This is a genomic window from Nocardia sp. CWNU-33, assembly GCF_046764895.1.
Taxonomy (GTDB): Bacteria; Actinomycetota; Actinomycetes; order Mycobacteriales; family Mycobacteriaceae; genus Nocardia.
Genome location: NZ_JBKOQN010000001.1, coordinates 136,194 through 150,683 on the forward strand (window position 1 = coordinate 136,194; position 14,490 = coordinate 150,683).

Annotated in this window: 1 protein-coding gene (cut by both window edges); it reads right to left on the minus strand. The window is 64.0% G+C overall.

The whole window is internal to a sigma-70 family RNA polymerase sigma factor gene (locus ACLMAL_RS00570; protein ID WP_411997295.1) on the minus strand: the coding sequence, 104,907 nt in all, runs 15,648 nt past the left edge and 74,769 nt past the right edge, and what appears here is coding positions 74,770-89,259, spanning codon 24,924 (complete) through codon 29,753 (complete); reading right to left, the first codon wholly in view occupies positions 14,488-14,490. Both the start codon and the stop codon lie outside the window.

Here is a 14,490-nt window from a genome sequence, read left to right on the forward strand (position 1 = left end):
AGGAACTTCGAGGAGTTGTGGTTCCGGCCCAGGTGCCGGATCCTCGATACGGTCCAACGCCACCATCCCGTTCCAGTTGCTGTAAGCGAACCAGTACTGACAGTCCAGATCGGCCAGACCCGCCAGTTCGGGATGCGCGGCGATCGCGTTGTCACGCAGTCGGACATGATCGGCCTCGCCGGCCACGACGACCAGGCGCGGCCTGTCACCATCGATCACCGCGACATGATCGCTCAGCAGCATGCCGGGCTCATGCTGTAGCACGGCGTGCAGCACATCACGAGCGACCGCCGCGTCTACGGCGGCGTGGATCACGGCCGCGTCGCGCGCCGCCGCCGCCCGCCATGCGACCAGGTCACGAAGCAGCAGCTGAGCATGTTCCCGGCGACGATCATCGGCAGGCGACACCGGAGCGGGCGGGGCAGTGCGCTGCCGCTCGAGTTCCCGCTCGATCGCGTTGTCCACCATCGCGAGGTCCCGGTCGGCGGCAGTTCTTGCCATCGCCGACAACCGGATTTCCGTCGCTTTCTCCGGTGTGGTCGGCGAGTACAGGTTCAGTTGCTCGGCGAGCTCGCGGGTTTCGAACCATTCCTTGCGGGCGTCTTGCACGTATGTCCCGGGCTTACCATACTTTTCAGACGCGAGAACTTCCCTGAAGCTATCGGGCGACGCGAGGAATTCTGCGACCTTCTCGGGCGACACGACGAATTTTGCGAAACTGTCGGGAGACACAAGGAAAACTTCCAAGGCCCGGACACCAGCCTGGTATCCGACAACCGCCTGTTGCGACTCGGTGAGGTTCGGATGAATCTTCAGTGCGTCTGCGACGGCCTTGCCGTGGGCATTGGTGTAGACGACTAGCTGGCGATTGTTCTTATCCTCGATGACATAGCCACGGGAGCGCAACGCCAGGGCAAACAGAGATTCCCTGGCGAAAGCCCGCGCTTCATGACGCAAGATCGCGTGGACGTACTCATCACACGACATCGTGTAGGGGCTCGCCATTGGGCTGTCGTCGAAGTCCACGGCATGCTGGTTTTCGTGGATCAGGATGAGCGCCTGGGTGCCCAGGTCCACACCCTGCGTCAGGATGCGGTTCGTCAGCTCGTGTGGGGAATAGGTTCCGGTGAAGCCCGGCGTCACCTTCCGCACATGCCGGACCTTGGCGGTGGGCGATAGCAGTGCCGTCCACTTTTCTCCTGCCTCGGCCACCATCGACAACACCTGGTCGCCGTTCGTGTCCTGAGACAGGCCGACAGCAAACTCGAGGTCGGCAGCGTCGGCCTGCGTTCCCGGCAGGTCGATCGGATTTCCGTCGCCGTCGAACGCGGCCGCCCAGACACCCTTCAGGTCCGCCAAATCCTCCGGATCCATGGTGTCTTCGAATAATCCGAACACTTCCTTGCCCGGGTCTTCGATGTGAATCTCACCGTCGCGGTAGACCAATCGGAACGCGTGCCCGGCGACGCCGTGCTCATCGGCCTTGTCGAAACCGTCGAACACCAACACCGACGCACCCTCGCGCTGAGCCTCCGGCAGTGCCAGCAACGCGTCCACAACACCCCGATGTGGACGAGTCGGATCAATCGCGAACTGCCGAACATGCGCCGCGTTCCCACCCGCGATACGCACAATATCTTTCACCAACATGCCCCGCATGCCGAGTTCTTCGGCACTCGGCACCTGGTCTGCGTCAACCCAATTCAGCAGCTCCAACACCAGACGCCCGCACTGGTTGAGGAAATGTCCCGCCTCCCGCGCACCGGTCGAACCGTCTGGTGCGGCGTGGGCGGTGACACCTTCGTCGACCGGAGCCGACGGCAGCTCCGCCGTCCGTGCCGCGACGTCCATCAACTGCGGCGCCGGAACAGGCCCGGCCATCGGAACCGACTGGGGTGCAACCGTGTTCCCGGCTGCACCGTCATCCCGACCATGACGCACCGCATCCGGTCGCACGTACCCGGCGACAGCATCACCGGATGCTGTCGGGGAACCGCTGGTGCGCGTACGAGACCTCGCCACAACTGGTTCCACTCCGGTCGGAGTCTCGACCACGATGCCGCGATGTTCGGCCGTCCACCCGAGCCGCTCAGCAGCTGCCCGCACTCGCCGCACGATGTCCGGGGTCGGGTTGCCTCGACCGCTGAACACCCGTTGCACAGTGGTCCTACTCACCCCGGCCGCACTGGCGACATCCTCCAAGGTGACCCTGCGCAGCGTGCCGCGATCCGTATAACTCCGTACCAGATCCGGCTCGAGCAGACCGGTCAACACATGGGCACTGTGATACAGCTGCGCCTTGACCGTGTCGCTACTGCGCTCCCTGGTCTGCGCGATCCGGCCGATGGACTCGCCCGCCAGATACTGGCTCAGGCACTCCCATTCCGCGGGCGCGAGTTGCTCACGGTGCACCGTCACCGCGTCCGAATCGTCGGACGAGACCGCCTCGACCAGCAGCAGCGCGATCGAATCCGTCAATAGCACTCCGGTGGAGAGCAGCGTCGACAACCGCGGCGCGATCCGCTCCTGGTGGTTCTCGACTTCGGCTGTGGGACACCCGAGTTCCCGCGCGACCTGATACGGCGCCTTATTCCGCACATACAGCAGGACGGCCATATACCGGAACTGCGCGGGGAGCTGCGCGATCGCGTCCATCAGGGCGTCGGGATCCGCGGCGTGGATCCGCTGCAACGGTGTGCCGCGGCCGTGCTGGTATCCCCCGGTACCCGCGACCCGAGTCACCGGTACGGGCGACCACCCTTCGTGGCCGTCGGAAACCACGGCTCGCCGCCCGTGCGTCCAACCGAGCCGATCCGCCGCGGCCCGCACCCGCTCGATGGTGTCCGGTCCCGCGTGACTCGTCTCGTTCAGGACTCGAAGGGCGGTTTCCCTCGCGACGTCCGCCTCACTCGCCACGTCCTCCAATGTGGCCCGGTGCAGCATGCCTGTTGTCGTGTAGTCCAAGAGGACGTCGAGCGGAAGATTCTCGATCAGCAGCTCGGCCGTCCGACGCAGTTGCGACGCGATCGTCGCTTTGCTCCGACCCGTCGCTTCCATCGCCTGCGCCACGGTCAGGCCCTGCACGAGGTACAGGTCGAAACAATTCTGTTGCCCGGGCGCCAGCAAAGCACGCAGCGGCGCCAATAGCTCAGGTTCCTGCGCCTGCACCGCCTCGGCAACCAGCAGCTCCCAGCCACCGGCTTGCAGTGCGGCAGCGTTGGCTAGGGCAGCACTGCGCAGCCTGTCCCCGGCGCCCTCCAACTCGCCCGTTGCCACCTCCGACACCTGCTGGTGGGCAAACCATCGGGTGAGGACGTCCCGTCGGTCGGCAAGCAGGTCGAGTGCGCTTTCGACGAACCACGCACCGACATCCTGTTCCTCGTCCAGCTGGCGAAGTTCGGAATCAGCGCGCTGCATTGCGGCAGCGGTAATCCATTGGGCGAGCCCTCGATCCCCCACTGCCAGCAGCACATTCGAAAAGACTCGCTGCTCGTAACGCTGCTGTAGCGACTCGAATGCCGCCGTGTCACCCTCCTGGGCCGCGCGCACCCACTCGCGCACCTTCGTATCCGCGTGCCGCTCGACAAGATCGGGGTCGAGCATCGCTACCAATGCGTGCGCAGCCTGATACACCGGCTTGTACGAGGCCGGTTGAGCGTGCCCGAGCATCGTCGCGATCTCGGGCACGTTCATCTCCTGGACGAAGAACAGGTCGAAGTATCGCTGTTGGGTTTCAGTGAGACCGGGCAGCAGCGGCGCGAATACTTCCGGGTGAAGTGTGTGCAGTTTCCCGATCAGCGCCATTGCCGCACGTTCGGTCAGCAACACCCCACCGGACAATAGGCTCGCCAAGTTGAGAGCGATCTGGGACTGGTCTTCGTGGATCGCCCCGTCGCTACGTGCCAGCCTGTGCGCTACCTCCGGAACTGTCAGATTCTGTAGGAACAGGAGCGTGGCGATTTCCTGTTGCGTCGCACGCAGATTCGGGATGCACCGCGCTACGTCGTCCGAGTGCGCCGCCCGCACCACCTGCAGTCCCTTTCCTCGACGTCTGTAGTCGGGGGCCCCACCGTCGCCCACCGCCGGAATTCGTAGCAACGGAGCGCCGTCAAGAACCACACCGTCACTGAGCACCACTCCCGAACGCCCTGGTCGCCAGCCCAACCGGTCGGCCACCGCCTGTATCTGCCGTGCGGTATCCGTACCGACGCCGCCCCGGTTACCCAGAGCCCGCTTCGCGGCAACCTCACTAACCCCGGCCTCTCGAGCCACGTCCGCCGTGGTCACGTACCGCAATACCCCCGCCCGCGCGTACTGCTCCCGCAGCTCGGTCGGCAGCTGTTCGGCCAACAGGTGGGCGATCTGGCGGAGCCGACGCCCGATAGTGGTGGCAGCGTTGCCCTTCTCCTCCGCAATCACGGCGATGGGCGTACCCCGCACGAAAAACCGCTCGAAAAGCTCCCGCCGCACTGTGTTCAATATCGACAGATGCGGCTGCAGCATCTCCGGGCGACGATCGTGAACCGCGACGACGAGCAACAATGTCGCGGAGTCGGCCGCGCGCCGTAGCCGCTCCAACTCCGCGGTGAGGCGTCGCTGATCACCAGCCACGTCGTCTTCGGCGCGCCCCAGCAGCATCGCGACATCAGCCGCCGGCAACGACCGCACGAACAACATCTCCGCCAGCCCCCGATCGGCCGAGGCAAGCCCGCCGATAAACCAACCCAGATCCCTTCGAGGTATCGGCTCCGAGCGGGTCACGGCGTCTGGAGTGATCCCGGATAATCCTCTGACCACTGTGGAGAACGCATCATTAACCAGCCGTGTTACCCAGGATTCGCTGTGTTTTGTCGCAGCCGCGATTTCGGATATCGACTGCCCCAAGAACCACCGGATGAAAGCCTCGCGTCGCTTGGACTCGAGGCGTTCGACGAGACTCGCCAGCTCGTCCGGTCGCGCACGCTTGGCCGCTCGAATCTCGGGTATCAGCGCTACAAGTGCGCTCGGCTGCGCCATGTGCTCGCCGCCGACCGTCAATACGGCGGCAAGATCCGCACCCTCCGCTATGAGTGCCGTCGACAACACCTCGGCCTGTGGCCGTAACAACATGGCACGCAACAGGTCGCGAGCCTCGTCGACCATCTCCTCTACGGCGTCCACCTCCATACCGAAGTGTGTGGCCACCTCCGCTGGGGAAGCCCCTTCGATATCCACCCACCGCAGCGCCGCACGCAACTGATCCGGCAGCGCCTGGAACGCGCGCCCGATGTCGGAGTCCTGCCATTCGAGGTCCGCGCCGGAGTCGACCGTTTGTGGACCACCGAGCTGCATCCGATCCAGCGCCTCGTGGTCGTCGACGAGCGCAAAAGCTTCGCGTCTGTAGAACGTTGCTACGGCATTGCGCACCGTAGCGCCCAGATACTGACGGAAATTTTCGGTCGGGCCATTACCACGGCGCAGAGTCGTGAGCAACCCGGTAAAGGCCTGGGCGACAACGTCCTCCGCATCCGCAGGACTACGCGTCGTCTGCTGCGCAATCCGCCGCGCGTAGCCGACATACTGTCTATACAACGTCGCGTACGCACTGTCATCGCCCGATCGAACCGCCGCCCACAAGGCGGCTTCACCAGAATCCCCTTCCTCCGATGGTGCCCGGCCGACGGCGAGGTCGTCCGGCGAACCATGCCGCACACCAACCGGCCGGGCGCCGACCGGCCCCGAGGGGCCACGCGGCGGCGGCTCCGGGGCTTCCCGACGCGATTGCCCTGCTCGATCCGACTCGACCCAATCCGACCGATGAAGTTCGAACCAAACCGCTTTTCGCCAGCCCTCGTCGTGGTGCCGCAGCAGATCGACACCCGACCGCATCCACGGACCATCGGCCCCTTCGACCGGGCCCGGCAGCTGAGGAAGATCGACTTCTGCATCGAAAACGTTGAACTGATCGAACACGGTGACGCGCACCAGATCACCGGTCGTCTCCACCGCAATCTGCACTTTGCCGGGGCTGCGCCGCAGGGCGTTGTCCACCATTTCGCCGAACGCCCCCGCGGCGTGATCGACCTTCCACGCAGGCCAGCCGGAAAGCTGGTCTGCCAACCAGGACAACGCCTCTGCCTTTGCCTGCGGATCGGCGTCAGCTCTCATAGTCCGCACCACATGCTGTGCGCGCCGCGATGATCCGTCCATCGTGAATGTGTTCGCGGCTGTGGAATCGGGCGCCGTCTGGTTCGAGGTCGGCGAAACATCGCCGACCTCGAGCCAGACCGCGCCCGATTCCTGCATCCACGCGGTCAGTCGGTCCTGCAACTCACGCAGTACAGCGGCAACCCGATCCGGCTCCGCACCCAGATCGACATCGCGAAGCTCCACCGTCGCGACGCCATCCACCCGCCTCAGCGCCACCGTGACCTGACCAGGTTTGCCGCGAACCGGGTCGAGCTTCAACGTCACCTCGATGCCGTCGCCCGAGCTTTCCATTCCGACGAGGTCCACCGAGAAACCGTGGCCGTATCCCATGAGCAACCAAGCGACGTCACGGCCGCGGCCCTCGAGCACGTCGTCGAACGACAGCTCCGCGAACCGGTTCTGCCACAGCAAACCGGGCGGCGCGAAGTCGTCGGGATCGAATTCGGCGGTATCGAAATCGACGCCGGCCTCAACCAGGTCGAACAGCAGGGTCGCGGCGTTCTTCGGGTCGGCGCACGCGTTGGCCAACGGCGGCCCGCCCAACGAGTTGACCTCGGTGAGTCGGCCCTCGACGAACCACGCCGTCCCGACACCCGCGATTCCGGGCCCGTTTCCTTTCTCCAGATAGCCAGCGTACGCGTCCCGGTGAGTATGGTCGCCGCTGTAGTAGTCCTGGGGGTTCCGCCCGAGGATGATGGGGTCGCCTCCCGCCCCTTCGGTGGTGTGGGGCGTGTCATCCGGCCGGAGGAACGCCGTGCCGCGCTGCCCGTCGTCGAATTGCCAGTCACGGACCACCCGGAGCTGGAACGTCTGAGACTTCGGACGGTGCAGGACAGGATGGTCGGGAGCCAACATGCCGTACTCGGGCACAGCCGGCGCGTCCTCGTCGAGGGCCACCACACCGTCACCGGACAACACGTCGGCGACCGGCTCCTGCCGGCGAACCTCCGCTGGACCATCCGTATCGGCGGCGGGGGCTTCCGAGGTGTCGTGAGCGCCGCCCTCGGCGGGATGTGCGGGGTCCTCCGGCTTGCAGAATCGCACATCGACCTCGGTGAATTCACCGTAGAAACGATGACCTTCTGCTGGGCCCGTGCCATCGTCGCCTTTGAGGGAGACAATTTGAACTCGGGTGTAACCGTATTCGGCCGCCATTTTTCCGCCGAAGGTGTGCCGTGCCGCTTCCTCGGGGGAGAGAAACAAGTCCTGCATGAGGGCGTTGAAGGTTTCGAGGTTGTCCCCCCGCCACCCACGCTCGTTCGCGGGAGTCACGTCATGTCCACGAATCAACTCGTGCGAAAGGCTGTAGAAATTCCAGTGTTCATGGATCTCATGCACCGGACGAGGAAGGGAATCCATGAGATGGCGGAACATCTCACGCCCTGATGGTGTCCCAGGGCCGACTTCTATGCGGACACGGAGAACACCATCCTCGATCTCCGCGTGGACTCCGTAATCTCGTGTCCCATACGTATTCGTGTAATCGGCAGCATTCAGGTCGGGATGATCAGCCCACGGGCCAGGCTGGTGTCCCGGTGCCGGGGCAGATTCCCGCTGCTCCGCAGTATCTCCGCCCTGCCGCAGTTCAGCGGACACAGCCGACTCGGCCATCTCGGCGTTAGCTGCCCCGGTCACATTCGAGACCTCGTCCAGGTCCGCAGGCAACGGCACAGCCCGGGCGACGGTATCGGCCCGGACGTTGTTCTCGTACTCGGCCATGAGTTTTCGGGCGTTGACGACAACCCATTCTTCGACGCCCCTTTCACCGATCTCGCCGAGTTCACCGATCTCGCCGAAGCGATCGACCGCAACCGCGAACGCCTCGTCGGTGATTTCTCGCGCCAGCTGAGGTTGACGTACACGATCGTGAACCCATCCAAATACTCTGTCCCCGAATCGTTCTTGCATCAGAGTGACAGCCTGATCCGGAAAGCCCAGTGCGACAAGCTGTTCGACAAACGGTCGAAGGAACGTCCCAATCAAGTTGTGGTACGCCGAGAGCACGTGACCCGGGATCGCTTGTTCGACGATGTGCCCCCTGCCGGGAGACTCCCGCAGACCCTTAATTTCACGCAGGATCTCCACCACAATCTGATCCGGAGTCGGATCCTCATGGGAATCGGATCGCATTCCGTAGCGGATGTAGTTCTCCACCGAAACCGGCGCCGTGACGACGGAAATGTGCTTGACGTCTGGAGACTGCTTCCTGATCGTCGCCCATACGCGACGCGCGTGTTGCGGTGCGCAGACGACGATGATGGATTCGACGTCATGACCGCGCTTTTGCAGTTCTTCTACGGAGTACTTCGCATTTTCCCTGGTGTTCTGGGCGCGCGGCTCCTCGATGATTTGGCCAGCCTTCAGGCCCTGGTCCAGTTTCACCGCATCCGACCTGAACTTGGCGGCCTCACCGCGCCAACCGGAAAACACCACGGGGATATCGGCCCGACCAAGCTCGCGAACCAGGTTCGCGACAACGGCCGCCCCGCCGTCGTCCGGTCCGCCGAACATAACGATGGCACCGTAGCCGCGTTCAGTATCCAATGCCCATTTCGGGTCGTGCCGCAAGAAATCCCAGATCGTCGTCAGGTAGGACATCGTCTGTTCGGTATCCACCCCCCGATCGCGCAGTTCTTGCATCCAGAGCAGGTTCGGATCATCCGCGGACTCGAACGTCGCCACCGTGCCGCGCGTCGCGGGCGGAGTGGGGAGGTCGACCTCGTCGTGCGGATCCTCCGGAACCCGACCGCGCGCGCCGATCCGGCCCTTCGGGCCACGGTCCGGTTTCGGCTTGCGGTCGGGGCCGAGCGGATCCTTCGGCGTACCGTCTTCTTCGAAGATGATCCCGTTGATCTCGCCTGCCCCAGCGGCCACTGCCTCCGCGATCCAGGTGTCGACGTCGGCGCCGCGCACGATGCCGCCCACGGCATTGTCGAACACCACGACCTCGCCGACTTTCAGGTTCAGGTGCTTGTTGCGGGCGGCGTATTCCTCGGTCACCTTGAACACCGCGAACGCGTGGGCGCCCTTGCCACCGAAGTCCATCGCGCCTGCGATCGCGCCGCCGTGCAGCCATACGTGTTCCACCACGGCTTTCAAGCCGTCGAGGCCGTGACCGAACGGCGACGCCTCCCAGTTCGCGCCGAGCCCTCCGGCGAAGGCGGCACCGGTCATCCCCTGTGCCGCGAGGGTCTTGCTGATCTTGACGGGCTTGATCCCCTCGCCCTGAGGGCCGAGGAAATCCTTGACCTCCTCCTGCACCAGAGCACCGCAGATCCGTTCACCCGGCCGCAGATGCGCGCCGATCTGATCCCATTCCCAGGACACCACGCTGCCGTCAGCCTTGGTCGCCCGGCCACGGCCGTATCCGCCGGACACCTGGTAGCCGAGGTCACGGATTGCCTCCAGGACCTGTTCCCGGGTCCACAGGTCAACGGAATGGTTCGCGAGTACCCGTTCGACCGTGGTCGAACTCGTTCCCGCACGCTCCGCGACCTGAGCGATGGTGACCCGGCCGCGTGGGTTGCCGACGTCGAACCCGAGTCGCTCGGCTTCCACCTCGCGCTCGCCCGTCGAACCCTCCAGCACGACATGAGCCGCGACACCATCGCCGACCGGAACCGACGGCAACTCCGATGTCCGTGCCACGACACCCATCGGCTTCGGGGCTGCGGCCGGCTCAACCATCGGAACCAGTTGGGGCGCAACCGTGTTCCCGGCCGGCCCGTCATTCCGACCAAGCCCTGCATCATCCGGCCGCTGGTACTCGGCGACAGCATCACCGGACGTCGGCGAACCGCTTGTGCGCGTAGGAGACCCCGCCACAACTGGTTCCACTCCGGTCGGCGTCTCGACCACGATGCCACGACGTTCGGCCGTCCACCCGAGCCCCAACTCCGCCGGCACAGACCCCGCACCGTCCGCTACGCCCTGGTGTGGTGAATGGACACCGCTGCGCGGCGTCGAGAGACTTTCCCCGCCGACGGCATTGGAGGTCGACGTGTCGGGGCGCCGCTCGATTGCTGGTGGTCGATCCGGCCAGTTGTCCGGACTTGTGACTTGGTTTCCCGTGGTCTTGTGGTAGACCACGTATCCATCGGTGTACAGCTGCTGGTAAGCCCTGTTGACCTGCCTGGTCGACATCCCGACGATCTCAGCGCAGTCCCGAATTATGGGCAACCTCAGGCCCGGCAGCAAGTCCTCGCGGCGGATCGCCGCGATCAGTGCGCGAGCCAGTGCTGCAGCGTCCGTACGGAATTCGAATTCGTGCGCCCTGGACTCGAGTATTTCCAAAAGCCGCGCGGGAGAAAACTTGCCGGCTGTCGCCAAACCCGGGTCATCATAGGCCCCATGGTCGCTTGGCCAAAGACCGGAACCCGCCACCGTCGGCCCCTTGGGCTCTTGGCTCTCCACCAGGTAACCCTCGACCCGCAACTGGGCGTAAACCCGCCCCACTGCATCCTGCGTCAGTCCCGGATGCCGGCCGAGATCCGCCGCCTCGGGCAGCTGCGAACCCGGTGCCAGCACACCGGATCGAATCGCTATCCGCAGCTGCGGCCCCAGGTAGCGGCCAGCCGGCTCAGATATCCCCTGCAACACAGCCCGGAGGTGACGCATGAATCGGTGGCTGACGAGCTCCGCATCGAGAATGTCTCGACATATCGCCGCTACCACGGCCTGAGTCCGGTCGGAAGTACCGAGCTTCGCGTTGACACGGCCGATTTGTCCCCGCGCGGTCCTCGAGGAAAGACCCAGCTCGTCGCCGATCTGCTTGTCCGACAGGCCCAGAGCGGCCAAACCGAGAACCTCGATCTCACGATGGGACAAGTCCGGCGAACTCGGTGTCTCCGGATAGAGCGCAGCCAGTATCTCCTTCTTCAGGGCACCGCGACGCAGCATCTCCACGACGGCCGCGGTCCGGTCGTAAATACCGAGCCGTACGAAGAGCTCTTCGACGTGAGAATTCACGATGCTCGGGGCTAGTCCCAGCCTCGTCGCGATCTGCGCGTTCGACAAACCCCAGGCCATCAGCCGAGCAATCTCGAGCTTGTCTTGGTCGAACTCGGTGGGCTCACCGGTACCACCATCGCGACGCACCACCCTGGTGCCGACGCCGGTTCGACGCTCCAGGTAGCCCTCGGCCTGCAAGTTCCGATAGACCCAGTCCACCGAATCCCGCGCCAACCCCGAGTGCGAACTCAGCGCCTCAACTCGTGGCAACGCATCGGCTACGGCCAATCGGCCATCCCGAATCGCCTCGCGCAAAGCGTCCAACAGCCGCAGCCGATAGTCTCGGGCCTCAGCCCTTTGTCCGTCGGCGACCAATGGTCCGATCCCGAGCATCTCGAGCAACCGGTGCGCCTCGCGTTCGCTAGCCCACTTGACCCACTTGTCGTGACTGGTCACCACCCGGCCTGCATGCTCCTGGGTTACCAGATAGCCATCGACTTGCAACTGGTCGTAAACCGCGCCAACAGTGCGCCATGGCAGTCCGAGCCGCAGAGCGACAGCCCGTCCTCCGGGAACCTGCGAACCCGCAAGCAACCGATCGGAGACAATCGCCCGCTGTAGGGCGTCCTGCAGAAGTTGCCGGGATGGACAGACCCGCAACTCCGGCAACGCATCGCGAAGGATACGCACGAACTTCGTCACGGCATCTGCGCTGTCGGCAGAGCTTTCCTCCAGCAACGACAGATCCAGCGCCCACACTGCACGCGTCGGGCGACCTTCGATATCCAAAATTCCGCTGCGTATCGCCACCGCAACGGCACCGAGCCGCCCCCCGGTGCCTAACTTGTATCCAATTCGCAGCATGTGACTCTTGACGGTGTTGTCGGATATGAATAGCTCCCGACCGATCTCATCATTCGTCAAGCCCCGAGCCGCCAGAGCCAGAATCTGGATTTCACGTTTGGACAACCGACTACCGAATAACTTACTGTCGGCACTTCCCGATATGCCCTGATAATACAGAGCCGATAGATCCAGGACACCAAGGATCCCGCCTCGCAGCGCCGCCATCATGGATGTTATCCGACCCGAAGTTCCGAGCTTCTTGAAGATCCGGTGGGCATGCGAACGGATAGTGTCCTCGGACAGACCCAGTTCCTCCGCGATCTCCGCGTTGTCGAACGCCTGGGCAATCCAATAGAGGACCACGATCTCCCGATTGCTCAAGGCATTATCGATCCTCGAATTCTCCTGGTGCGATACGGTGAGATGTTCGAGCTCGAGGAGTTCACCACGTATCGCCGCCGCGACAGAACCGACCAGGTTCGAAGTGCCCAGCTTCGCGTTGATATTTTGAATATCTGCCAGAACCCGGAACGCGGATGTACCGGCGAGTTTTCCGATCTGAAAGATACCCATACCCTGCGCCGCCAGGCCGAGAACCGAAGCCTCGCGTTCGGAAAGCTCGCCGCTATCCGACGACTGTCGATCGGGCGGCGCTGGAAGATCGCCTATATCCAGAATTCCGCGGCGCAACGCCACGACAATGGACCCGAGCGGACCAGAAGTACGGAGTCTCAGGTAGATCCTCGTGATACGCGTCGAGACCGTGCCTTGCGCGATACCCATCGACTCCGCGATCTCGGCGGTCTCCAAACCCTGGGCCATCAACCTAAGAACCTCGAGCGCACGACCAGTCAGTGCACGGTCGACAAGCTCGGTCTCGCCGCTACCCGGCGCTTCCTGCGGCTCGGCAAGATCCGCCGTGTTCTGTACCCGGGCTGGTGAATCGCTATCTGGGTGTCCCTGATCCGGATCTACGGCGACCGACTCGGACGACGCAGAACCGGACGCGTCGTCGTCCTCGCGCGACTGCGGGAGACCGCTCCGCAGGTCGGGCCGTCCAGACCGCGACTCGACCGAGCCAGGTTGTGCCCCTCGCCCAAGCATGGAACTCGACGAGTCGCCGGCCCCGATAGAATACGAATACACCAGTCTGGCCAACTTCTTGACCGCGCCGAGCTGGGAAATGCTGAGCGTTTGTTGACCTTGGTCCACGGCACGCATCGCCCCCGCAAGGTCCCGCTTGTGGATCGGCGTCAAATTACCGGAGTTGAAGGCGCGGCTCAGCTGCCCTTGGGTCATTTGCACCAGCGCCTGACGCAGGCGGTCGGTGTCCTCGTCAGGCTCACCGGTTTCGAATGCGGCCACCAGCCACGACAGAGACTGAACAAACCTGCGGTCGGTTTCTGATGCGCCGTCAGCCTTGGCAGCTACCGACGACGGTTGCCCAGAGCGTGACGAGCGTTGCGCGGAACCTCCGGCGCCAGGCAGAGCCGTGGGCGGCCCAACCCTCTCGTCACCGTACATCCCTTCGTCCAGAATCGAACCGGGGACAGAAATAGCCGCGATATCCAGGATTCCGCTCCGCACGGCGACCGCCACTGCACCAGTCCGGGACCTCGCGCCCAACTTGTCGAGAATTCGTTTGAGGTGACTCTTGACCGTGTTCACGGACAAGTAGAGACGTTGAGCAATCTCACTGTCGTCCATGCCTCGAGAAACCAACTCGAGAACCGAAAGTTCACGCTCGGACAACTCACGGCCGTACGACCCACGGCCGCCACTGCCCGGTCGCGAGCGACCAGGAGGCACAAGCAGATCCGACACATCGAGAATCCCCCGACGCAGCGCCACCACCATGGCCGCGGTACGGTCGGAAGTACCGAGCTTCTTGCCGATTCTGGCGAGATGCGTTTTGACGGTGAGCGCAGACAGGTGCAGCAAATTCGCGATCTGCGCATTGTCCAAATCCTTCGCGACCAAACGGAGAATTTCGATCTCACGTCCGGTCAGTTCACGCCCGAATTGCCCGCTCTTATCGCTATCCGGCGCTGACTGCTCGGATTCGCCGGGTGTGGTGGCGTCGTCTGCATCCGGGACATTCGCCGGATGTTTTGCAGCGGTTGCTGCCGAAGCCCTTCCCGGGCCGGGGAACTCGACAGCGCTCCACCGCGGCAGGCCGGACTCGGGATCCAGCTCGGGATCGATCGCGTAAGCCAGATCCGGCTGAAACCTATTGCCCGACGACGCGATGACTGAAGCGAGTCCCGGCACAGCTTCCGGCGTATCCGCTGGCATCGCGGTAAGTTCCGATCCTCCGTCCGGGCGGCTCGCGGTAATCGTGTAGTGCCCGTTCCTCGCAACGGCTTGGCCGATGACGAAACCGGCCGTACGCAGATTCCGCGTAATGATCCCGACCATCGCATCCCCGCGACGCGGTCGCAGATCGGTTTCGATCCGAACCATGCCACCCGGCGCGAGGACCCGGAACAGCTCGTGCGCCACTCC